This is a genomic window from Microvirga ossetica (assembly GCF_002741015.1).
Classification (GTDB): Bacteria; Pseudomonadota; Alphaproteobacteria; order Rhizobiales; family Beijerinckiaceae; genus Microvirga; species Microvirga ossetica.
This window is the reverse complement of record NZ_CP016616.1, coordinates 2032840-2054806: the sequence shown is the minus strand read 5'-3', so window position 1 is coordinate 2054806 and position 21967 is coordinate 2032840. Positions and strand designations below refer to the sequence as shown.

Here is a 21967-nt window from a genome sequence, read left to right as displayed (position 1 = left end):
GTAAACTCGTCTTCGAATTCGAAGACGAGCCCCGTCTTCCCACACCGATCTTGCGGGTAGCTGTCATAAATCCCTGTACCCGCGTCGCCGCTTGGCCCGGGCGACCGCCTCGAGCGCCTCCCCGGCCCTGAGCTCGTCGTCGAAAACCTCGACCAGCTCCTGCCCGGTCGTGCCGATCCGGCCCCAATTGCGCACCAGGCGCACGATCCCGAACAGATCCCGCTCGATCATGAGGGCGTAAAAGCGCCGGATCCCCTGCTCCGGGTCGATCCGGTGCAGCACCAGGTGGTGCTTGATGGGGGAGCGGAGGTCGTCAGGCACGGCGCGGATATTGCTGCGGTCGCGTCGAGAGATAGTGCCGGTATGTCTCGATCATGCGCGTGGTTGCCGTGCTCCTGTCCGCCTCGGTGCCCCTGGTCGGCAGACGATAGGCCGAGCCGGGCAGCGATACCGTCATGGACCATCGCCAAAGACCGGCATCGGGGCCGCGCTCGACCAGGGCGACGGTGCCGATGATCTCGTCGCCGTCAGTCGGATTGAACCGGGGGAAACGCATGTCAGGATCGAAGGCAATGAAGGCCTGATCGTGCCATCTGCCAATTCTCTCAACCAGATCAAGTGCGAACCATCCTGAGCCTGCCACTGCTCCGCACTCGGGAAGCGCTCGACCGCTTTTTGGACAGAGAGGCATAACGCGGCGTGCACGCAGCGGCACCCTCTACAGGCCATGCAGGGTCAGGAGCATACACTTGCCAAGCGGATTTTAGGGCAAAAGCCTGCCTCAAGTGTGTGACCTCCCCACCCTGCTAAGGAGGTTGTGTTATGTCGAAACGAAAGGATAAGAGGCCAAACACTCCGAGAAAGAGACCTGAGACTAGGTCAAAGCCCAAAGCCACTGAGTTACGCTGGTGGGAAATTCTTATCAAGCTTGCCCCCATCGCCGCCGCGCTCTTGAATCATTTCCCTGAGCAAGGCGCCAATCGGGACCCTCCACCATCGCCCCCGCCAGCGATCCATCGTGAGTGGCGAGCCTGAGACGGCATTTTCTTTCGATAAAGAATTCTCCGTTCATAACTGCTTAGGACACTTTGCAGGCTGATCGTCGGATCGGTCCTGAGCGAGCCTCATCTGGATTGCCCCAGGCGGGGCTTTTCTTTTTAATGAGGGGGGTGGTTTGATCGAAAGAAGATGGCCTACCGTGAAAGGGAGCCACAGTGAGGTCACCCTCAGATCTGAAGGCGCTTTCCAACCGGTCGAATTTTCGACCCGTTCATAATCAGGGAAATTCCCAGGCTACGCTCACTGTCGGAAACGACAGTGATATACGCGGGGACCCCCAGAGCCCTCACTGCGAATATTCGCAGTGAGATGCTGCCGCAATGGCGCAAATTCCAACCGAGCGAAACTCGTATGCTTGGGTTCTCGGTTCTTACGCTTCCATCTGCGAACGGCATTTGGACAGGGCATAAATTGTCAGGGCCAGTCGCTTGACATCGGAGATGTCTGGCGCCTTTTCAACGAGCACATCTAGATATTGAGATACTGTGATGCCGCCTAGATCCCGGTTTCCCAAGAAATGCCCAAGAAGTGAAGTTGTCACTATCTTTCCTGCGTTAAACAACGCTTCCATCACTGCAAACAGCCTCTTGTGGAGGTCTTCTATAAAATGTTCTGGCTTAAGGAAGAACACGGCATCGCATACATCATTGTTTACGAGCATTGCTCCAAGAATGCCTTGTTCAGCTTCGATATTGAAGAACTCCGTTCCGACTTCCTGATACTGCCTTACGAGGATTTCAGCCTCACTCTCGATGTGGCCTTCAGCTATGAACCGATAGTATGGCTCTCTGCCTGAATGATAGCGCCATGCCTGATCGACGAATGAGGCGTGTCGATTGCGGATCCACCTGCTCGCCGAGCATTCCTTGATGGCTTCCTGGTGGAAGTCCTCCAAGACCAGGGATCTAATTTCATCATGGCGATACTCTGATTTTGCTTTCAAGAGTTCGATCACCGCATCAGCCCGGATTTGCAAGGCCCACGCTACCTGCTTCTCAGTGCCCTGGAGAGGCGGCAGTGAACTGTTGACTTCCTTATGAGCTTGGTCCCGCTCTACCTTCCAGCATGCTGGGCAAAGCCTCTCCTCATACAGCCGGAGCTTCGCGAGGACCCTGCCATCAAGGGAGCCATTGACGTCCAACTCACGCGAATGCCCACAGACATGATGGAGCGTGTGTAACGGCATGATCAGAGCCTGCGTCTTTCGTTTTGTGCAATTCGTCCTCCGGGCTGCACATGCTACCCGGATGGAAGTAGTACCGCAAAACGGCAGCCGCAGCTCTTGCGCCTTACGATCCATTTTCGCTCGCGTGCCGACATGGTGCCGACATGGAATCGCAGATATGAAAAAGGCTCCACACAATGGAGCCAAATTCATCAACGAAATCAATATGGTGCCCCTGGCCGGGATCGAACCAGCACTCCTTGCGGAACTCGATTTTGAGTCGAGCGCGTCTACCAATTCCGCCACAGGGGCAAGGAGGTGCGACCTACCATGCCGGGTAAAGGCCGGTCAATGAGGGAGATGCGATGCTTCTTCTCTTGCCTGGCGCATCGTTAGGTGCGGAAAACCGGATCCACTTTTCACTGACGTGGCCCTTCAGGTCGCTGACGCGGCCCTCTGGGTCCGCACGATGCGCTAGGCCGCAAGGCGGGCCTCTCGCCTTTCGGGACGCCTTGTGCTCAAAGGAGCCGGGGCGCGGCCCCATCCGGACCCGAACCTGCGGACTTCCATGCTCAGACGCCTTTACGACTGGACCCTCTCCCTCGCGGCGCGACCCTCGGCCCCCTATGCGCTGGCGCTGGTGTCGTTTTCGGAAAGCTCGTTCTTTCCGGTGCCGCCGGATGTGATGCTCGTCCCGATGATGCTGGCGCGGCCCGACAAGGCCTGGTCGTATGCCCTGATCTGCACGATCGCCTCGGTGATCGGAGGCATCCTGGGTTATTTCATCGGCTTGGGACTCTACGATTCCATCGGCGCCTGGCTGTTCCAGCTCTACGGACTGTCTGAGGGCGCGGAGACGTTCCGGCACGCTTATGCGGAATACGGCCATTGGGTGATCCTGCTCAAAGGCCTGACCCCGATCCCCTACAAGCTCGTGACCATCACGTCGGGCTTTGCCGGCTATCACCTGGGCTGGTTCATAATCCTCTCGATCCTGACGCGCGGCGCGCGCTTCTTCATCATCGCCCTGCTGATGAGCAAGTTCGGCCCGCGCATCAAGTCGATCATCGACAACAACTTCAACCTGGTGGCAGGTTTGGCCATCGCCGCCTTCATCGGCGGGTTCGTGGCGTTCCGCTACCTTTTCTGAGGAGAGAGCGATGCGTCTCGCACTGACCATGCGCCAAGCGGCTCTCGCCGTCGCCCTCGGGGCTGCGGCTACCATCGGCGGCGCGCTCGTCTTCGAGCATGTCTTCGGCTACGTGCCCTGCAAGCTCTGCCTCATGCAGCGCAATCCCTATTACCTCGCCATTCCCCTCGGCCTTGCCGCCGCTCTCCTGCCGCCGCGCTGGGCCAGGATCTGGCTCTGGCTCCTGCCGCTCACCTTCATCGTGAGCGCGGGGCTCGGCGCCTATCATTCCGGCGTCGAATGGGGCTTCTTCGCAGGCCCGAGCGATTGCGGCGGCGGGTCGGGTGCCGCGGCAGGCAGCGTGGGCGATTTCATGAACCAGCTGCAGACCACCCGCGTCGTCAGCTGCACGGAAGCGGCCTGGCGCTTCCTCGGCCTGTCGCTGGCGGGCTGGAACGTGCTGATCTCGCTCGGGCTCGCGGCTTTTGCTGCCCTAGCGGCATCCCGGAAGGGCTTTTACGTCGGCCGCTGAGGTATTTGCAGGGCTTCCGGATCGTCGGCAGGACTTGCGTCGGCCGAGGCGGCTTCATTAGCTTCAATCTGAACAGGAACGGGGGATCATCATGAGCATCGAGGCTCTCAAAAACGAGGTCGCGCGGCAATTCGGGACGCCGGCGGTCGTGATCGATCTCGACGTGGTCGAGCGCAACATCGCGCGGGTGCAGGCCCTGTGCGATGCAGCCGGCATCGCCAACAGGCCGCATATCAAGACGCACAAGAGCCCGGTCATCGCCGCCATGCAGCGCGATGCGGGCGCCCGCGGCATCACCTGCCAGAAGCTGGGCGAAGCCGAGATCATGGCCGAGGGCGGCCAAGACGACATCCTCATCGCCTACAACCTCCTCGGCGAGGAGAAGATGGCCCGCCTCGGCCGGTTGCTGTCCCAGGTGAAAGTCACCGTGGCGGCCGACAACCCCGTCGTGGTCGCGGGGCTGCCCGAGGCAGCCGCCATCGCCGGACGCGATCTCGATGTGGTCGTCGAGTGCGATACCGGGCGCAAGCGAGCCGGGGTCGAGACGGTCGCGGAGGCCGTTGCGCTCGCGAGGGACATTGCCTCCCGTCCCGGGCTCTCCTTTGCCGGCTTCATGCTGTATCCGCCGGAGGACGCCACGGCCGAGACGCAGGCCTTCCTCGACAAGGCCACCGCCGGAATCAGGGAGTTCGGGCTCGAGCCGCGCATCGTCTCGACGGGCGGCACGCCCAACCTGCGCAATCTCGGCAAAATCAAAGGCGCAACCGAGCATCGGGCCGGCACTTCGGTGTTCAACGATCGCATGATGCTGGCAGCCGGCGTCGCCGGGCTGGAGGATTGCGCGCTTACGGTCTATGCGACTGTGGTCAGCCGGGCCGGCCCAGAGCGGGGCATTCTCGATTCCGGCTCCAAGACCCTGACCAGCGACACGGGAGGCGGCCTCGACGGGCATGGCCTCATTCTCGAGCATCCCCAGGCCAGGATCGCCCGTTTCGCGGAAGAGCACGGCTTTCTCGATCTCTCCGCCTGCAACGACCGGCCCAGCATCGGCGACGTGGTGCGCATCGTGCCGAACCATGTCTGCGTGGTGGTCAACATGGTGGATCGTCTGGTCACCGTGCGGGGAGACAGGATCGTCGGCGAATTGCCGGTCGCGGCAAGGGGCAGGCTGACCTGATCAAGGCGGCGTACGCTGCGGGGGCTTTTATGGCTCGAGCTCGCTGTCCCAGTAGAGATAGTCCATCCAGCTGTCGTGGAGGTAATTGGGCGGAAAGAGGCGGCCGTTGGAATGGAGATCGTGGACGGTGGGGGCGAAGGGGCTCTGCCGAGGCCACATTTCCACCTCGCGGGGCAGCTTGTCCCCCTTCCTGAGGTTGCACGGCGCACAGGCGGCGACGACGTTTTCCCAGGTGGTCTGCCCGCCCTTGGAGCGGGGAACGACGTGATCGAAGGTGAGGTCTTCGCGGTCTCCGCAATATTGGCAGCTGAAGCGGTCGCGCAGGAAGACGTTGAAGCGGGTGAAGGCGGGATGCCGAGACGGTTTGACGTAGGTTTTTAAGGAGATGACCGAGGGGAGGCGGATCTCGAAGGTCGGACTTCGCACGACCTTGTCGTATTCGGAGACGATGTTGACCCGGTCGAGGAAGACCGCCTTGATCGCATCCTGCCAGCACCAGATGGACAAGGGGTAGTAGCTCAACGGCCGGTAATCGGCATTGAGCACGAGAGCCGGACAGGCCTCGGGTCGCACAACAGGCTGGACGTGTATCGTCACCTCACCTCCTCAGAGCATCGGACCCGAAAGCGAACACCGCTCCTGGGTTTCATTCGATGCTTTTCTTCCTGGCCGGCGCAGCCAAAGCAGTGGCGCGCAGGACAAGAGAAGGGTCGTATCCCGTCCGAGTAGACTATAGGCAGTGTGACGCTGTTGTGAAGATCGCCGGGGGAACGTTTGTGACGCACCCACAGGGATGTGGATGCAACCGCAGCGCTGTCCTTTGGGAAGATCTAGCGGGTCGGAACCGGCTTCTCGCCGCGATAATCGTAGAAGCCGCGCTTGGTCTTCCGTCCAAGCCAGCCGGCCTCCACGTATTTCACCAGCAGAGGGCAGGGGCGGTACTTCGAATCGGCCAGACCCTCGTGCAGCACCTGCATGATCGACAGGCAGGTGTCGAGGCCGATGAAATCCGCCAGCTGGAGGGGACCCATGGGATGGTTGGCGCCGAGCCGCATGGCGGTGTCGATGGCCTCGACCGAGCCAACCCCCTCATAGAGGGTGTAGATCGCCTCGTTGATCATCGGCAGCAGGATGCGGTTGACGATGAAGGCCGGGAAATCCTCGGAGACGGTGGAGGTCTTGCCGAGCTTGGCGATGAATTCCTTGGAAGATTCGTAGGTCGGGTCGTCGGTGGCGATGCCGCGGATCAGCTCGACGAGCTGCATCACCGGCACCGGGTTCATGAAATGGATACCGATGAACTTCTCGGGCCGGTCGGTGGCCGCGGCGAGCCGCGTGATCGAGATCGAGGACGTGTTGGTGGCGACCATCGCATCCGGGCGCAGGGACGGGCAGAGATTAGTGAAGATCCTGCGCTTGACCTCCTCGTTCTCGGTCGCCGCCTCGATGACGAGGTCACAGGTCGAGAGATCGTCGTAGGTCAGGGCCGGCTTGATCAGCGCGAGCGCCGCCTGCCGGTCGCCATCGGTGATGGCCCCTTTCGAGACCTGCCGGGCCATGTTGCCGTTGATCGTGGCAAGGCCGGCATTGATGCGATCTTCGGAGAGATCGTTGAGCCGGACGTTGAATCCTGCGAGCGAACAGACATGGGCAATGCCGCTGCCCATCTGTCCCGAGCCGACGACGCCAACCGTTTTGATCTCTATGCCCATCGATCTGCTGCCTGCATCCTCTACGAGAACGGCCGGGCGGAAGATGCCCGGCTCGTTACTATTCCTGACCTTATTGACCGGCTTTGGTCAACTCCTCCTTCAGTTCCGGGAGGATTGTGAAGAGGTCGCCGACGAGGCCGTAATCGGCCACCTGGAAGATCGGGGCCTCCTCATCCTTGTTGATGGCCACGATCACCTTGGAATCCTTCATGCCGGCCAGATGCTGAATGGCCCCTGAAATCCCGACCGCGATGTAGAGATCGGGCGCCACCACCTTGCCGGTCTGGCCGACCTGCCAGTCGTTCGGCGCATAGCCGGCATCCACCGCCGCGCGGGAAGCGCCCATCGCCGCCCCGAGCTTGTCGGCGATCGGCTCGATGTACTTGGTGAAGTTCTCGGAGCTTCCGAGCGAGCGTCCGCCCGAAATGATGATCCGGGCCGAGGTCAGCTCGGGCCGGTCGGATTGCGCGATCTCCTCGCCCTTGAAGGACGATGTGCCCGGATCGTCGGCCGCATTCACCGTCTCGATGGCAGCCGAGCCGCCCTCGGCCGCTGCCGGGAAGGCGGCGGTGCGCACGGTGATCACCTTCTTGGCGTCGGTTGCCTGCACCGTCTGGATGGCGTTGCCGGCATAGATCGGCCGCTCGAAGGTGTCGGGCGAGACCACCTTGGTGATGTCGGAGACCTGCATCACGTCGAGCAGCGCGGCGACGCGCGGCATCACGTTCTTGCCGGTGGTGGTCGCCGGCGCCACCAGGGCGTCGTAGGAGCCCGCCAGCGACACGATCAGCGCCGCAACCGGCTCGGCGAGCTGGTGCTCGTAAGGAGCGCTGTCGGCGAGGAGCACCTTCTCCACGCCCGCGAGCTTCGATGCGGCTTCCGCGGCCGCCTTGGCGTTGGCGCCGGCGACCAGCACATGCACCGGCGCACCGAGCGCCGTGGCGGCGGAGAGCGCCTTGTGGGTGGCATCCTTCAGGTGAGCGTTGTCGTGCTCGGCGATCAGCAGGGTGGTCATCGTTGGATCTCCTTAGAGCACGCCGGCTTCGACTTTGAGCTTCTGGACCAGTTCGGCCACCGACGCCACCTTGACGCCGGCCTTGCGCCCGCCGGGCTCGGCGGTCTTGAGCACCTTCAGGCGCGGGGCCACGTCGACGCCGAGCGTCTCCGGGCTCGTCTCGTCGAGCGGCTTCTTCTTGGCCTTCATGATGTTGGGCAAGCTGGCATAGCGCGGCTCGTTGAGGCGCAGGTCCGTGGTGACGATGGCCGGCAGCTTCAAGGCCACCGTCTGCAGCCCACCATCGACCTCGCGGGTGACGTCGATGGAGCCCTCGCCGACAGCGACCTTGAAGGCGAACGTGCCCTGCGGCCAGCCGAGCAGGGCGGCCAGCATCTGGCCGGTCTGGTTGGCATCGTCGTCGATGGCCTGCTTGCCCATGATGACGAGGTCGGGCTTCTCCTGCGCGACCACCTGGGCCAGGATCTTGGCCACCGCCAGCGGCTCGACGACAGCGTCGGTCTTGACCAGGATGCCGCGGTCGGCCCCCATGGCGAGCGCCGTGCGAAGGGTCTCGCCCGCCTGTTGCGGGCCGATGGAGACGGCGACGATCTCGGTGGCCTTGCCCTGTTCCTTCAGGCGCACCGCCTCCTCGACGGCGATCTCGTCGAACGGGTTCATCGACATCTTGACGTTGGCCAGTTCGACCCCGCTCCCGTCGCCCTTCACACGGATCTTCACGTTGTAGTCCACAACACGCTTCACACAGACCAGAAGCTTCATTCGTCTGTCCTCACCAAAGGTCGGATCCGGATATGGCCCAAAATCAGCCCTCCGGACATATAGGAAAAAGGTGGACGGGACCCTAGAGCATCGAGCCGCAAAGGGGAATCTACTTTTGGGGCACGATGGTCGAACCCTGATCGTCAGCGCGGCGCCTGCAACTCCTGCGCCTGGGCGCGCGCGAGCACGGGATCGTAGCGCCGCCGCATGAGGGGTGTGAGAATAGCGCCCACGACGAAGCCGCCAAGATGCGCGAACCAGCCGACGCTGTCGTCCCCGCCGAGGAAAGCGGAGATGAATTGGAGCGCGAACCAGAACCCGATCGTCCAATAGGCGGGAAGATGCAGCGGGATGCCTTTCAGGAAGAGGCCCCAGATCTTCACGCGCGGATAGAGAATGAGATAGGCCGCCACCACGCCCGACACGCCGCCTGACGCCCCGATGAGGGGGCGATGGGGTTCGGGCGTGATGAAGGCATGGGCGAGGCTCGCGGCGATGCCGCAAAGCAGGAAGAAAGCGACGAAACGGAGATGCCCCATGGCATCCTCCACATTGTCGCCGAACACCCAGAGAAACAGCATGTTGCCGATGAGGTGGAACAGGGAGCTGTGCAGGAAGATGTTGGTCGCGAGCGTCAGCTCCACCGGCACGAAGGGATAACCGTCCGGCAGCACCTCGGTGCCGAACAGGACCGATGGGATGAAGGCGAGACCGCCCACCATCTCATCCTCGCCGAGGGGACCGTAGAAGGTGAGGCCATAGACGACGATGCACAGGGCGATCAGACATCGCGTCGCGAGCGGCGTCTTCATGTTCTTGAGGGGAACACCGTCGTGAAGCGGCAGAAACATCGTCCCCTCCTAAGGCATCGGACCCAAAAGTGAAATCCGCTTTTGGGAGCATCCGATGCTCCTCACCTTGGCTGACGCAATACTCCGGTTTCGCGCGATGCCCTAGCGGTTCTGCCCAGGCACCCAGAGAACGTCGAGCGCACCCTTATCATTGACGTAACGTGATGCGACGAAGAGAAAATCGGACAGGCGGTTCAGATATTTTACGGTCTCAGGAGAAACCTTCTCCTCCGGCTTCTCCATGAGTTCGACCACATGGCGCTCCGCACGACGGCAGATCGTGCGGGCAAGATGAAGCGCGGCGGCGGCGGGCGTTCCGCCGGGGAGCACGAAGGAACGCAGCACCGACAGCTCTGCGTTCAGCCGGTCGATTTCCTGCTCGAGGCGATCCACCTGTCCTTGCGTGATGCGCAAGGGCTCGTAGGGCAGGGGCTTGCCCGTCTCGACGGTGGAGAGGTCGGCGCCGAGATCGAACAGATCGTTCTGGATGCGGCCGAGCATCGCATCGATCTCGTGGCCGTTCGTGTGAAGCCGGACCAGCCCGATGCAGGCATTGGTCTCATCGACCGTGCCATAGGCCTCGACGCGAAGATCGTATTTCGGACGGCGCCCGCCGGCGGCGAGGGCGGTGGTGCCTGTATCGCCGGTGCGGGTATAGATGCGGTTCAGAACGACCATGACGCGCCCGGATTTTGGGGTTCAGTTAGAGCATCGGACCCAAAAGTGGACACCACTTTTGGGATCGATTCGATGCTCAATCCCTTAAGTAGCGCATCGTTTGGCGCGGAAAACCGGGTCCACTTTTCCGCACGATGCGCTAGAACGAATACCCAACCCGCGCACCGACATTCGTCAAGCCTCTATTCTCGTCCGAGCAGGTTCCGGCATCCGACAGGTGCTCGATAGTGGCCAGCAGGCTCCAATTGGCCGACAGCCGCACGCCCACCGAGCCCGATTCGCGAAACAGCGGCGAGCAGCCGAGCTGCTGTCGATCGGCCAGGAGATGGTCCTTGCCGTTATGCACGGCACCGCCGAGGCTGCCCTCGACGAAAACATCAGGCGTCACGTCGATGGTCCAGGACAGGCCAGCATAGGCAAAGCTCGTCTGTCCGTCGAAATTCAGGCTGCCGCCCACATGGGGGCGAGGAATGAAGTAGCTTGTGAAAAGGTCCGACGCGGTAAACGGCTTCGCAAAAAGGATTTCGCCGGTAAGATTGGCGGAGCCGTCACGCCCTCCCGCGCCCCAGGGATCCTGAGCGGACAATCCAAAACGGAATTCCGACAGGAAGCTCGGTGAGGTTGACGTTGGGGAGGAATTCGTTTGCCGCTTGAAGTCGGAGCCCAGGACACCCGATGATCCCATCAAAAGGATCATAAGGCTCATGCCTATGGCTGGACTGACACGCATTAAGAGATCCGTAACTCAATAAAAAATTCACGCCGCCAGGCTAGGCCTTTATGGCTAACGTTCTCTTAATACAGACCGTGGCGAAAAAGTGTCAATACGGGGGTGCCTAAACCGCTCTCCACCAGATAACGCCCATGATCACGATGATGGCGATAAACTGAAGCAGGACACGCAGTCTCATCAGGTGCTGCGACCGATTGGCATTACCGCCGCGCAGCATGTTGACCAGGCCCAGAAGCAGCACGAACGCGACCGCAACGACCGCAATCGGGACAAGCAAATCAACGAAACGATTCATCTCGAATCCACTAGAGCATCGGACTCAAAAGTGGAATCCACTTTTGGGATCAATTCGATGCTTCCCATTAAATGGGCGCATCGTCGAGGGCGGAAAACCGGATCCACTTTTCACTGACGTGGCCCTTCGGGTCGCTGACGCGCCCTCTGGGTCCGCACGATGCACCAAACATCCGGGCGACCGTGGCCCGAACCCATCGCGGAGGCAAGAGGTTCGCTGACGTTACGGTATCAGCTACCGCTGCGTTCAGTTCCGGCGCAGGAGACGTTCGAAGTAGTCGAGCTCTTCCTGTGGACGGCTGAGATCGCCCAGCTTGCGCCGCAATTCTTCAAGGATCCGCTGGGCTCTCTGCGCAGGTGACGCATTGGCGCCCGGCACTTCCACGCGACCGTCGGAATAATCCCTGTTGCGCACGGGGCGTCCCAGGGGATCGTTGTCGCGCTGGCCGGCCTGCTGGTTGCCCTGGGGGTTGCCCTGGCCGGGCTGATCGCCGGCCTGCTCGTTCCCCTGGCCGTCGCCCTGCTGCATTTGCTGCATCTGCTGGGCCATGCCCTGCATGCCGCGGCGCAGACTTTCGAGCGCCCTCCCTTGCGCATCGACAGCCGGGCCGTCCTGGCCCTGGCCCAGGGCGCCTTCGGCCTCGCGCATGGCCTGTTCGGCATCGCCCAGGCCCTGCTCGCCCTGCATGCCCATGCCTTCCATCCGCCGCTGCAGCTCTTGCAGCCGTTCGCGGAGGGCCTGCTGCCGCTGCTTTAGGCCGAGCGGATCCTGCTCCTGGCCGCCCTGGCCGTTCTCGGCCTGCTCCTGGCCGTCGCCCTGCTGCCCTTGCTGGCCCTGCTGGCGCTGACCCTGCTGCCTCTGGCCCTGGCGCTGGCCCTGCTGGCGCTGCCCGTTGCGGTCGCCCTGCTGCATGCGCCGGTTCTGGCCGTCGCGGAAAGTCTCGTCGCGCAGATTCTGCTGCTCGCGCGCCATGTCCTCCATGTCCTGCATGGCCTGATTCATCTCGCGCCCGAGCGGATCGGTCATGCGGTTGTTCGGCTGCGCGGTCTGCAGGTTCTCGAGGATGTTGCGCAGCTGCTCGAGCAGGCGCTGGGCCTCAGCCAAGTCGCCGCGGCGCATGGCGTCTTCCATCTGGCGCAGCATGCGGTTGAGATCGTCCTGCGAGATGGTTCGGTCCGGCGTGCGCTGGTTCTGGTTCTGCGATTGCTGGTTCTGCTGCATGCGCTGGGCGAATTCGCGCAGGAACTTGTCCATCGCCATCCGCAGTTCTTCCATGAGACGCCGGATCTCGTCATCCGTAGCGCCCCTGTCGATGGCCTCCTTCAGCCGGTCCTGGGCCGCGCGCAGTTCGCGTTCCGCGTCGGAGAGGCCGCCGTCCTCGATCTGCAATGCCATGGCCCAGAGCCAGTCGGCCACATCGAGCAGGTCCTGGTCCGTCCTGGCGACGCGCAGGCGCTCCGTGCCGGCGCGCAGACCCATGAACACGCCCCATTGCGGCGTGTAGGTTTCCGGCGCGATCAGCAGCGCGTCGAGCGCGACCTGCACGCGCTTGCGGTCGTCTGGGGCAAGCACGAGCTTGCGCCGCTGCTCCACCAGCGCCTTGGCAAGGGGATTGGTGAAGGGGCGCTGCGGCAGGGTGAAGTTGATCGCTTCGCTCGTCGCCTCCTGGCCGGCCTCGTCCTTGGCCTTGAGCCGGATCGTCACCGGCGCCCCGGCCCAGGCGTGGTTCGTGAGATCGACCGGAGACTTGGTGTCCGGCGCGTTCTCCTCGTGGCTCGGGAGAGCGAGCGTGAGCTGGGGTGCGGGAACGAGGGAGCGGCCCTTGCTGTTGTCGGCCTTCTCGACGATGCCGTCGAGGGAAGCGATGCCGTAATCGTCCTTGCCCTTGTAGCTCAAGGTGAAGGTGCCGCGCGCATTGACCTCGGGCGGCAGGGTGAAGGCGATCTCCGGCAGCCGGTCGGGAATGGCGTCGATGGTGAGCGTGACGCTGTTGGCGAAGCCGGTGCTGACGGTGAGCTCGCTCGAGCCGTCGAGCTGGTAGCGCTCCTCGCGCATGTCGGCGCGCTGGTTGGCCTTGGGCGGCAGCGGCGTCAGCCCCTTGCCCGGCTTGATCTCCGCGCTGCCTTCGCCCGCGATGCGGATGACCACGGTCGAATGGATCGGGGCCCGCAGGTTCTGGCCGCGGGCGAGGTCGATCATGAGCGGCGGCGTGCGGGTATAGAGCGGCGGGTCGATCCAGCCGTCGATGCGGAAGGACGGGGAGGCGGTTTCGACATGGCGCCAGTCGAAGGCCGCAGCGAGGCGCGAGCCGATTTCGGGTCCGGCCACGAAGGCGCTGGTCACCAGGGCGAGGATACCTGCCGCGCGCAGGGCATAGCGGTCGCGCCTGGGCATGTTCGGCTGCGGCAGGCCGACGCGCATGCGGCCGATTGCGTCCTCGGCCCGCTTGCGGTGGAGGGCCCAGAGCGCCCGGGTGCCGGGATCGGCCGAGCCGAGGGCGAGGGTATCGTCGAGGACGCGGGCAGGCCCGGTGGTGAGGCCGGTCTCCCGGTCGAGCCGATCGAGGGCCCGTGTCCGGCTCGGCAGGCGCAGGCACGCGAGCGGCCAGAGCGAAAGCAGCAGGGCGGTGGTGAAAAGCCCCAGGCCGATGGTGCGCCACAGGGGCGAGGCGTCGAGCCAGAGGCCGAGCCAGGACAGGGTGAAGAACGCGAGGACGATGGCGAGCGGCAGCCAGAGGCGGGGCCACGCCTCCTCCCACCAGAGGGACCAGCGGGCATGGGACACCAGACGCCCGAACCGCTGGTTCGGGTGGCTGCGTCCAGGCGTCGGGTTCTGGCCTTCGCTCATGCCAAACATCTCCCGCTGCACGAAATGTGCAGTCCCCCTTTTGAAAAGCTAGCACGCGAGCCCCGGATGACCAGCCGTCAAATGGGCACAGCGCATCAACAAGCGGTGACCGGACGGCCGGAGCCGGGATCGAGTCTCAGGCTTGCCGTTAAGGGAGGGAAACCGCTTGACCTCATGAAGTCAGTATCGATACATGGTTCGGTTATCTAACGTTATAACTATCACGCAGGCTGTTTGATGGCTGCCATTGTTTTCATGTCCGCGACCACCCCTCTCAATACCCTGCCGGAGGATGCGGACGCGGGCACCGTTCTCGGCACGCTCGGCGTTAGCGGAGGCGAAGCCGGCGAGACCTTTGCCTTTACGCTGGACGATCCGAACTTCGCCATTGCCGACACGAACCGAGACGGGATCTTCGAACTCGTCGTGAAGGCGGGAGCCGAGTTCGATTATGAGGATGGACCCCGGTTTTTTGGTCTTCCCATCAAGGCGACGGGCAACAGCGGCACCACGGTCGACGGGCCCCCGCTCGCGATCCAAATTGCCGACGTGAACGAGCGGCCTTACATTCCGCCCGACGAGAGGGACGTGCATGAGGGTGCCTTGCCCGGCACGGAAGTCTACCGGCTCGTCGCCGAGGATCCTGAGGGCGATATCGTGACTTATGAGCTGTCGGAGGACAGCGAAAAGGTCTTCGATCTCGTCGACAACAAGGATGGAAGCTGGAGCGTGGTCGTCGACCCGTCGGTCACGGGTGGGCTTAGGCTCGGGAACGACGCCCACGAGCGTTTCGTCCTGACAATCACGCATGGCGGCGACACGTATGAAGACACTTTCGATCTCAGCCTTTCGGAGAACCTGGAGCCGGAGATCGATTTTACGGCGATCCCCGTCAGCCAAGTCACACCGAGCGGTACGCGTGTCGGCACGCTCCTCGCCACGGATCCGGACGGTCACGCCATCACCTACAAGCTGATCGAAGGCCAGGATCTTTTCGATCTCGTCAAGAACGCCGACGGCACCTGGGGCGTCTTCGTCAAGGCCGGCGTAACGCTCGACTACACGAGAGCGGAGCACAGGGTCTTTGCCGTCATTGCGGGGGATGGGTTCAACGAGGTCGAGAAGACCTTCTTCCTCACCTTCGTCAACAAGGAGCCTGCTCTGACCTTCACCTCCGCCCAGGTTGCCGAAGGCGCGCAGGGCGATACCGTCGTCGGCAAGCTGCTCGCGATCGATCCCGAGAACGACGAGATGACCTACACCCTGTCCCCGGAAAGCGCGAAGCTGTTCGCGCTTTTGGAGAACGAGCAGGGTGGCTACGACATCGTCGTCCGCGACGGGGTCGTGCTCGATTACGAGGATCCGACCCACCACCGGGTGAGCGTGACGGTTTCCGACGGCACCCATACGATCGGCGGCACCTTCGAGATCGCCCTGACCGACCGGATCGACACGGTCACCGGGACGAGCCGCAACGACATTCTGAAAGGCGGCAAAGGCAGCGACATCGTGAAGGGGCTCGCCGGCAAGGACCGGCTTTACGGCGGCAGGAAAACCTTCGTGTTCGACACCAAACCGAACAAGAAGACCAATGTCGACAGCATTTGGGACTACGACGTGCCGAACGACTCGCTCTGGCTCGACAACAAGGTCTTCGCCAAGCTCGGCAAATCCGGCTCCCTCACCAAGCCCGCGGCCCTGAACAAGGCTTTCTTCAAGGTCGGCGACAAGGCCAAGGACAAGAACGACTACCTGACCTACGACAAGAAGACCGGCATCTTTTCCTACGATGTCGATGGCTCCGGCGCCAAGGAAGCCATCGACATCGCCCGCCTGAAGAAGGGTCTGGCGCTGACGGCGAAGGAGTTTTTCGTGATTTGAGGAGAGGGAGGAGGGGCCTCCTTAGGATGGGGTGACGTGAGCGTTCCGGCGGTTGGTCTGACCCTCAGTGCCTGTCCTAGCTTCGAACCTGCTTAGGCCGCTCCATCCGATACTACCACCCATCCGGCTCGTTACCCTATTGAAGCAACCCAGCCAAAGTCGGTGGCAGTTGTGTGAGGCAACGGAGGCTTCGAGCATCTGGGCGCCAAAACCTTAGTGCATATTGAAACGATATAATAAGTTGTTAAGGTGGTGGGAAGTCTTTCTCACCTGAGGTCATTGCTTTTGGAATGCCGCGGGTGCGAGGCGTCAGACATGGGGAGCAAGCCGATGGCTTTTACGGTAGTCCGACAGGGGAACGAGATCCGCGTCAACACGACCGGGCAGGGCTATCAGGAACAGCCCTCGATCGCCTCCTTGGGCAATGGACGCTGGGTCGTCACGTGGGACGGGCCCGGGCCGAACGGGCCGGGCGTCTACCAGCAGGTCTATACCGGCGACGGCGTGCCGGTCTTCGCCGCTGAGCAACGGGTCGATCTTGCCATGGCCGGAAGCGCCGTCGGTCAAAACGCGTCCGTCCAGGTCCTTCCCGACGGCGGCTGGATCGTGACATGGACGCGAGCCTCGTCAGGCGACGCTGATGTCTTCATGCAGCGGTTCGATGCGAATGGCAGCCCGCTCCTTCCCATTGGCGGACCGGCGGCGAACATACAGGTCAACACGCTGACCGTCGGCCGGCAGAGCGACTCGAAAGTGACGATTCTCGACGATGGATGGCTGATTACCTGGAAGGATAGCGGGGGACGGGTCTTTCAGCAGCGATATAATGCCGATGGAGAGCCCCAATATCGCAATGGCGGCGGCAACCCCGAGGAGCGGCGCGTCTCCCCTGACACCAGCTTCGCGATCGGCGGGACAGATGTCGCTGCGCTTGACGATGGTGCCGCGGTGGTGTGGACCCGCAAGGCGAATTCCTCTGCGGCCTACGAAGTCGTTCTGCAGATGCTGGACGACGACGGCGATCCGGTCTTGGCCGACGAGCACGTCATCGCGGTCGCGACCACGACCTTTACGGCGCCGAGCATCAAGGCTCTTCCGAATGGGACCGGCTTCCTCGTGGTCTGGTCCGGACCGGACGCGGACGGACAGGGCGTCTTCCTGCAGAAATTCGATGCTCAGGGCCGAGCCGCGTTCGCGCAGCCGCTCCGGATCAACGCCTTGGAAGCGGGTGTCCAGACCGAAGCTTCCGTCGAGGTGCTCGATGACGGAGGCTTCGTCGTCACCTTCTCCTCCGCCTTCGATGTGTTTCAGCGTCGCTTCGACAGCGACGGCAATCCGCAAGGTGTCGAAACTCCGATCGCGGCCTGGCTGGGCAGCGAATGGAACCGGCAGGGCGTCACTGCCTATCTCGGCGAGGGACGCTGGGTGTCGGCTTGGTCGAACTTCAACCAGGGCGGCGACGAGAATGCTGGCGTTGCGCAACGCGTCTTCACGCTCGCCGACACCGCCGTGCTGACGTCGGCGGCCGAGATCGCGAGCGGGACGGTAGACGGTGAAACGCTCCAGGTCCGGGCGGGCGGATTGTCCGACGGCGACCGCGTCGACGGCGGCGGCGGCAACGATACACTGGAGATGATCGAGGCGGGGACGCTCGATCTGCGTCTGCCTCTGGCATTCGCCGGCTTCGAGATCATTGCGGGATCGGGCGGGGCGGACACCATCATCACCGATCTCGCCCGCCTCAGCGGAATCGCGACGATCAATGGCGGTGATGGCAACGACGTGCTGCAACTGTCGGGCGCGGACGCCTTCGATCTGAGCGGCATCGCGATCAACGGTATCGAGCGCATCGAGCTGACCGACCCGGCGAGGGTGACGGTCGACGAAACCCAGATTGCGCTGCGGATGTTCGGCGATGTCAGCGAGGACGAGGTGATCCTGACCACGGGCGCGCTCACCCTCGATGAGCGTATCCAGGTCTTCCGTCAGGGATTCGACAAGATCACCTTCGGCGGCGTCACCTATACCAACGCGCCGCCCGTCATCTCTCATCTTGACGGCGATGGCGTGGTTGCCGCTGTCGGAACCTCGGTGAGGCTCGACTTCGCCGGCAATGCGACGGTGACCGAGGATACCGAACGCTTCTCCTCGCTCTCGGTGAAGATCACCAACCGCGTCGTCGGCGAAGACCGCCTCCTGATCGTCGCCACCGGCGGCATCACCCTGGACGGCACTACGGTGCGCGTGGACGGCACCGCGATCGGGACCATCGTCGAGAATGGAGGCGGCGCGGAGGGGCTCAAGATCGATTTCCTGGCCAGCGCCACAGCCGATCAGGTTCGAACGCTGATTTGGGCGCCCACCTATCAGAACACGTTGTCGAGCGACCCCGACATGCGCGACCGCAAGGTCGAGGTCACGCTTACCGACGGCATCGGCGCGACTGCCACGGCGCAGGTGACGGTTGATATTGTTCCGCTGGGACAGGGTGAGAATGCACAGCCGTCGATCACGAACAGGGGTCCCGCGCCGACCGGGGCCGACACGGCTCTGCTATCGCCCTTCGCCAACCTGCGCGTAAGCGATGACGACGATTTTCTGACGGTGGTCGTCACCTTCGACGCGGCGAAGGGGCGACTGGTGCTAGGCGCGAAGAATTTCGGAACGTATGACGCGGCCGCGGGCCGCTACACGATCACCGCTCATAAAGATGACATCACGGACGATTTGCGCGCACTCCAATTCAATCCGACCGATCGCTCCGACGCGATCGGCACGGTGCATACGACCGTGTTCACCCTCACCGCCACTGATCCCTCCAATCCTGCCGTGACCGCCGAGGTGACCGTCAATGCCGTTACCGCCAACCGCGCGCCGGCCTCGCCCGTGCTCACGCTCTCCGCGAGCAGCGTGGCGGAACTTTCGGCGACTGGAACGCTTGTCGGCACGCTCGCGGCGACGGATCCGAACCAGGGAGACACCGTCAGCTATGCGCTCATCGGAGCGAGCGATGCCTTCCGACTCAACGGCAACAAGCTCGAAGTGGCGAACGGCGTCGGGCTCGACTTCGAGCAGGCGCGGTCCCACACCTTCACCATCCGCGCCACCGACGCTCGTGGCTTGTCGAATGACAGCATCGTGACGGTCGCCGTCGGCGACATCAATCCGGAGCGCACCGCAGGCACCGCCGCGGGCGATCGCATCGCCGGCGGTGCGGCGAAGGACAGCCTGTCGGGCGGCCTCGGCAACGACACGATCTTCGGCGGCCTCGGTAACGATGTACTCACGGGCAACGGCGGCCGCGACTTCTTCGTCTTCAATACCAAGCCGAACAAGTCAAGCAACGTGGATCGCGTCAGCGACTTCTCGGCGAAGGACGATACGATCTGGCTCGATAACGCGGTGTTCACGAAGATAGGCGAGACGGGAACCGAGGCGCGGCCCGCCAAGCTGAAGGCGGACATGTTCTGGACCGGTAAGGCCGCGCACGATTCCTCGGATCGGATCATTTACGACAAGGCTACCGGCGCGCTCTATTACGACGCCGACGGCACAGGACGCAGCGCGCAGGTCAAGATCGCCACTCTGACCAAGAACCAGAAGGTCAGCGTGTCGGACTTCTTCGCAATTTAAGTCGGGCAGTGACCCAAACACAAAACCCGGCGATCCTCTCGCCGGGTTTTTCATGCGTGGGCGCTGGTGTCGTTAGCCGGCTTCAGCCCAGCCAGCCCGGAATCCGGTCGAGGCCGATCTGCTCGTCGTAGCTGGGACGTGGGCGCACGACCGCGTGGTCGTCGCCGTTGACCAGCACCTCGGGCACGAGCAGGCGCGTGTTGTAGGTGTTGGCCTGCACCGCGCCATAGGCGCCGGCAGTCATGATGGCGATGAGATCGCCGGCCTTGACTGCGGGCATGTCGCGGGAGAGGGCGAGATAATCGCCGGTCTCGCAGACCGGGCCGACCACGTCGGCGACGATGCGCGGCGTGTCGGGCGAGGCCTCGACAACCGTCCTGATGTCGTGATGGGCGTCATAGAGCGTCGGGCGGATGAGGTCGTTCATCGCCGCGTCCACGATCACGAAGGGCTTGTCGGCGCCTTGCTTCACATAGATGACACGCGCGACGAGCACGCCCGCATTGCCGGCGATCATGCGGCCCATCTCGAAGACGAGTTTTAAGCCGAGATCCTTGGTGTGGCGCATGATGATCGCCGCATAGGCCTGCGGATCGGGCGGGGGCTCGTTGTCCTCGCGATAGGGCACGCCGAGGCCGCCGCCGAGATCGATGTGATGCAGCTTGTGGCCGTCGGCCATGAGGTCGCGGGCGAGCTCGGCCAAAAGGGCGGTGGCGTTGTCGTAAGGGGTGAGATCGGTGATCTGGCTGCCGATATGCATGTCGACACCGGTGACCTCGATCCCCTTGAGAGCGGCCGCCCGCGCATAGACGTCGCGGGCGCGGGCAATGGGAATGCCGAACTTGTTCTCCGACTTGCCGGTCGAGATCTTCTTGTGGGTCTTGGCGTCCACGTCCGGGTTGATGCGGATCGAGATCGGCGCACGCGTTCCCTTGGAGATTGCGACCTCGGAGAGCGCTTCGAGCTCGGGCTCGGATTCCACGTTGAAGCAGAGGATGCCGCTCTCCAGCGCGAAGGCCATCTCGGGCCTCGTCTTGCCGACGCCCGAGAACACGATGCGCTTAGCCTGTACGCCGGCGGCAAGTGCGCGGCGCAATTCGCCCTCGGAGACGATGTCCATGCCGGCGCCCAGGCGGCCCAGCGTCTTGAGAACGGCCTGGTTGGAATTCGCCTTCATGGCGTAGCAGACGAGGGCGTCCGTATCGGCGAAGGCCTCGGCGAAGACCTTGTAGTGCCGCTCGAGCGTCGCGGTGGAATAGCAATAGAACGGGGTTCCGACCTCATCCGCGAGGCGGCGCAGGTCGACGCCCTCCGCGTGGAGGACGCCCTTACGATAGGCGAAATGGTGCATCGAAAAGGCCTAGAGCAACGGGTCGAGGATAAAGGGCTTGTTCGGAATCGTGTAGCCCTGCCGCGCCGAGGAGCGAGGCGTGCCGACCGGGGAGGGCAGGGTGGAATCGCTCATCGGGGTCTGCATCTGGGTGTCGGCCTGGGCCGAGGCGTCCGGCGGCGGCTCAAGCGCGCCGCGGCGGCCGCACGCGGCGAGAGCGAGAACGAGAAGGCCCGCAACCAGAACCGCGCGGGGAAAAGTCAGGCTGGACGACATCAGACACTCCGAAACGTGGCCGCACCATAACGCATCGTGCGGAAAAGTGGACCCGGCTTTTTTGCACCCGACGAAGCGCGCGGCTGGAGGCAAAACCGGGTCTTGGGCGGGGGCCGGATCAACGCTTTCGTGAAGGCTTCCGGCGGGGCGTTCCGGCGGCCGGGGCTTGAGGCTTTGCCGAAAACGCGCCACATGACGGGCGATGTCGAACGCTGCCAAATCCCGAAAAACCTGGCTGGCCGGCTTGGCCGCCGTTGCCCTCCTCAGTGCCGGCGCTGCCTGGTACGGCCTTGCACCTCATGATCCCATGGCCTCCGTAACGGCCGAGTGCCGCGCCTCGAAGGCGACGGCCGAGCGGCTGAAGCCGCTGGCCAAGGGCGAGGTGGCGGCCGTCGGCGTGAGCGGCGCTCCCAAGCCGCCGCCGGTCATCGCCTTCGCCGGCCCGGAGGGGCAGCCGATGAGCCTTGCCGATTTCAAGGGCAAGACCATCCTGGTCAATCTCTGGGCGACCTGGTGCGTGCCCTGCCGGGAGGAGATGCCGGCCCTCGACAAGCTCCAGGCGGAGTTGGGCGGTCCCGACTTCCAGGTGGTCGCCATCAACGTGGACACCCGCAACCGCGACAAGCCGAAGGCCTGGCTGCGGGAGAATGGGATCGGGAACCTGGCCTATCACGCCGATCCCGAAGGCAAGCTGCTGCAGGTGCTGCAGAAATCCGGCCATGTGGTCGGCCTGCCGACCACCTTCGTGGTCGACGGCTCGGGCTGCGAGATCGCGCTGCTGAAAGGGCCGGCCGAATGGTCCTCGCCGGACGCGGTCGCCTTCATGAAGGCGGCCTTGGGACGGTCTTAAGCTGTCTCGCCGCCGCTTCTTAAAGGCTTGCTCATAAAAGCG

The 21967-nt window shown here is 63.3% G+C and carries 20 protein-coding genes and 1 tRNA gene; 6 read left to right on the top strand and 15 right to left on the bottom strand.

Translation table 11 applies throughout. The features are described 5' to 3' along the window. Positions 1 to 63: 63 nt before the first annotated feature. From BB934_RS09630 to BB934_RS09615, 4 genes are all read right to left on the bottom strand, one after another. A complete protein-coding gene (locus tag BB934_RS09630; protein WP_099509431.1) occupies positions 64 to 321 on the bottom strand; it encodes a WGR domain-containing protein in 258 nt (85 codons plus the stop codon). After that, positions 314 to 556, bottom strand: coding sequence for a hypothetical protein (locus BB934_RS09625; RefSeq protein ID WP_157934105.1), 243 nt, complete (start codon positions 554 to 556; stop codon positions 314 to 316). Before BB934_RS09625 ends, BB934_RS09630 begins: the two co-directional genes overlap by 8 nt. A gap of 873 nt (positions 557 to 1429) precedes the next feature. Beyond that, a complete protein-coding gene (locus BB934_RS09620; RefSeq protein WP_237050231.1) occupies positions 1430 to 2200 on the bottom strand; it encodes a DnaB-like helicase N-terminal domain-containing protein in 771 nt (256 codons plus the stop codon). Positions 2201 to 2451: 251 nt separating this feature from the next. Next, positions 2452 to 2536 (bottom strand) — tRNA-Leu (locus tag BB934_RS09615). A 256-nt stretch (positions 2537 to 2792) separates the two neighbouring features. Between BB934_RS09615 and BB934_RS09610 the strand changes: the two genes are divergently transcribed. The 3 genes from BB934_RS09610 (at position 2793) to BB934_RS09600 (ending at position 5062) form a co-directional block, all read left to right on the top strand. Then, positions 2793 to 3374 carry a YqaA family protein gene (locus BB934_RS09610; protein ID WP_099509428.1) on the top strand — a complete coding sequence of 194 codons (582 nt, stop codon included), beginning with the start codon at positions 2793 to 2795 and terminating at the stop codon, positions 3372 to 3374. A gap of 10 nt (positions 3375 to 3384) precedes the next feature. Next, the gene (locus BB934_RS09605; RefSeq protein WP_099509427.1) at positions 3385 to 3885 is read left to right on the top strand and encodes a disulfide bond formation protein B; all 501 of its coding nucleotides are present in this window, start codon (positions 3385 to 3387) and stop codon (positions 3883 to 3885) included. Positions 3886 to 3976: 91 nt separating this feature from the next. Then, complete coding sequence (locus tag BB934_RS09600) at positions 3977 to 5062, top strand: D-TA family PLP-dependent enzyme (protein WP_099509426.1); 1086 nt, start codon at positions 3977 to 3979, stop codon at positions 5060 to 5062. 27 nt (positions 5063 to 5089) lie between these two features. Here the strand turns inward: BB934_RS09600 and BB934_RS09595 are convergent, their stop codons facing one another. The 9 genes from BB934_RS09595 to BB934_RS09555 all read right to left on the bottom strand — a co-directional run bounded on the left by BB934_RS09595 (position 5090) and on the right by BB934_RS09555 (position 13955). Next, complete coding sequence (locus BB934_RS09595; protein WP_162299152.1) at positions 5090 to 5659, bottom strand: HNH endonuclease; 570 nt, start codon at positions 5657 to 5659, stop codon at positions 5090 to 5092. A gap of 233 nt (positions 5660 to 5892) precedes the next feature. Next, positions 5893 to 6774 carry a 3-hydroxybutyryl-CoA dehydrogenase gene (locus BB934_RS09590; protein ID WP_099509424.1) on the bottom strand — a complete coding sequence of 294 codons (882 nt, stop codon included), beginning with the start codon at positions 6772 to 6774 and terminating at the stop codon, positions 5893 to 5895. A gap of 70 nt (positions 6775 to 6844) precedes the next feature. Beyond that, the gene (locus BB934_RS09585) at positions 6845 to 7789 is read right to left on the bottom strand and encodes an electron transfer flavoprotein subunit alpha/FixB family protein (protein WP_099509423.1); all 945 of its coding nucleotides are present in this window, start codon (positions 7787 to 7789) and stop codon (positions 6845 to 6847) included. 12 nt (positions 7790 to 7801) lie between these two features. Further along, positions 7802 to 8551, bottom strand: coding sequence for an electron transfer flavoprotein subunit beta/FixA family protein (locus BB934_RS09580; RefSeq protein ID WP_099509422.1), 750 nt, complete (start codon positions 8549 to 8551; stop codon positions 7802 to 7804). Between the two features lie 143 nt (positions 8552 to 8694). After that, positions 8695 to 9402, bottom strand: a complete 708-nt coding sequence (locus BB934_RS09575; protein WP_099509421.1) for a rhomboid family intramembrane serine protease — start codon at positions 9400 to 9402, stop codon at positions 8695 to 8697. Positions 9403 to 9504: 102 nt separating this feature from the next. Next, entirely contained in the window at positions 9505 to 10080 is a 576-nt protein-coding gene (locus BB934_RS09570) for a cob(I)yrinic acid a,c-diamide adenosyltransferase (RefSeq protein WP_099509420.1), read from the bottom strand. Between the two features lie 139 nt (positions 10081 to 10219). Beyond that, on the bottom strand, positions 10220 to 10765 hold the full coding sequence (locus BB934_RS09565; RefSeq protein ID WP_237050230.1) for an acyloxyacyl hydrolase: 546 nt from the start codon (positions 10763 to 10765) through the stop codon (positions 10220 to 10222). Positions 10766 to 10916: 151 nt separating this feature from the next. Further along, positions 10917 to 11108 carry a twin transmembrane helix small protein gene (locus tag BB934_RS09560; protein ID WP_099509418.1) on the bottom strand — a complete coding sequence of 64 codons (192 nt, stop codon included), beginning with the start codon at positions 11106 to 11108 and terminating at the stop codon, positions 10917 to 10919. Between the two features lie 246 nt (positions 11109 to 11354). Further along, positions 11355 to 13955 carry a TIGR02302 family protein gene (locus BB934_RS09555; protein WP_099509417.1) on the bottom strand — a complete coding sequence of 867 codons (2601 nt, stop codon included), beginning with the start codon at positions 13953 to 13955 and terminating at the stop codon, positions 11355 to 11357. A 237-nt stretch (positions 13956 to 14192) separates the two neighbouring features. Between BB934_RS09555 and BB934_RS09550 the strand changes: the two genes are divergently transcribed. Together BB934_RS09550 and BB934_RS50415 are read left to right on the top strand one after the other, a co-directional pair. Next, entirely contained in the window at positions 14193 to 15836 is a 1644-nt protein-coding gene (locus BB934_RS09550; protein WP_099509416.1) for a hypothetical protein, read from the top strand. 330 nt (positions 15837 to 16166) lie between these two features. Then, complete coding sequence (locus tag BB934_RS50415; RefSeq protein ID WP_162299151.1) at positions 16167 to 19469, top strand: cadherin domain-containing protein; 3303 nt, start codon at positions 16167 to 16169, stop codon at positions 19467 to 19469. A gap of 82 nt (positions 19470 to 19551) precedes the next feature. On the opposite strand, the gene lysA is transcribed toward BB934_RS50415, so the two are convergent. Together lysA and lptM are read right to left on the bottom strand one after the other, a co-directional pair. Further along, positions 19552 to 20820 carry a diaminopimelate decarboxylase gene (lysA, locus tag BB934_RS09540; protein ID WP_099509414.1) on the bottom strand — a complete coding sequence of 423 codons (1269 nt, stop codon included), beginning with the start codon at positions 20818 to 20820 and terminating at the stop codon, positions 19552 to 19554. A gap of 9 nt (positions 20821 to 20829) precedes the next feature. Then, positions 20830 to 21075, bottom strand: a complete 246-nt coding sequence (gene lptM / locus BB934_RS09535) for an LPS translocon maturation chaperone LptM (protein WP_099509413.1) — start codon at positions 21073 to 21075, stop codon at positions 20830 to 20832. A gap of 202 nt (positions 21076 to 21277) precedes the next feature. Between lptM and tlpA the strand changes: the two genes are divergently transcribed. Next, complete coding sequence (gene tlpA, locus BB934_RS09530) at positions 21278 to 21925, top strand: thiol:disulfide interchange protein TlpA (RefSeq protein WP_173909436.1); 648 nt, start codon at positions 21278 to 21280, stop codon at positions 21923 to 21925. Positions 21926 to 21967: the final 42 nt, after the last annotated feature.

Coding starts and splice junctions, on each gene's coding strand:
- BB934_RS09555 (WP_099509417.1), bottom strand. CDS start 13,955: ATGAGCGAAGGCCAGAACCCGACGCCTGGACGCAGCCACCCGAACCAG.
- BB934_RS09625 (WP_157934105.1), bottom strand. CDS start 556: ATGCGTTTCCCCCGGTTCAATCCGACTGACGGCGACGAGATCATCGGC.
- BB934_RS09590 (WP_099509424.1), bottom strand. CDS start 6,774: ATGGGCATAGAGATCAAAACGGTTGGCGTCGTCGGCTCGGGACAGATG.
- BB934_RS09550 (WP_099509416.1), top strand. CDS start 14,193: ATGGCTGCCATTGTTTTCATGTCCGCGACCACCCCTCTCAATACCCTG.
- lysA (WP_099509414.1), bottom strand. CDS start 20,820: ATGCACCATTTCGCCTATCGTAAGGGCGTCCTCCACGCGGAGGGCGTC.
- BB934_RS09580 (WP_099509422.1), bottom strand. CDS start 8,551: ATGAAGCTTCTGGTCTGTGTGAAGCGTGTTGTGGACTACAACGTGAAG.
- BB934_RS09585 (WP_099509423.1), bottom strand. CDS start 7,789: ATGACCACCCTGCTGATCGCCGAGCACGACAACGCTCACCTGAAGGAT.
- BB934_RS09570 (WP_099509420.1), bottom strand. CDS start 10,080: ATGGTCGTTCTGAACCGCATCTATACCCGCACCGGCGATACAGGCACC.
- BB934_RS09575 (WP_099509421.1), bottom strand. CDS start 9,402: ATGTTTCTGCCGCTTCACGACGGTGTTCCCCTCAAGAACATGAAGACG.
- BB934_RS09565 (WP_237050230.1), bottom strand. CDS start 10,765: ATGGGATCATCGGGTGTCCTGGGCTCCGACTTCAAGCGGCAAACGAAT.
- BB934_RS50415 (WP_162299151.1), top strand. CDS start 16,167: ATGGCTTTTACGGTAGTCCGACAGGGGAACGAGATCCGCGTCAACACG.
- BB934_RS09560 (WP_099509418.1), bottom strand. CDS start 11,108: ATGAATCGTTTCGTTGATTTGCTTGTCCCGATTGCGGTCGTTGCGGTC.
- BB934_RS09600 (WP_099509426.1), top strand. CDS start 3,977: ATGAGCATCGAGGCTCTCAAAAACGAGGTCGCGCGGCAATTCGGGACG.
- BB934_RS09605 (WP_099509427.1), top strand. CDS start 3,385: ATGCGTCTCGCACTGACCATGCGCCAAGCGGCTCTCGCCGTCGCCCTC.
- tlpA (WP_173909436.1), top strand. CDS start 21,278: ATGTCGAACGCTGCCAAATCCCGAAAAACCTGGCTGGCCGGCTTGGCC.
- BB934_RS09610 (WP_099509428.1), top strand. CDS start 2,793: ATGCTCAGACGCCTTTACGACTGGACCCTCTCCCTCGCGGCGCGACCC.
- lptM (WP_099509413.1), bottom strand. CDS start 21,075: ATGTCGTCCAGCCTGACTTTTCCCCGCGCGGTTCTGGTTGCGGGCCTT.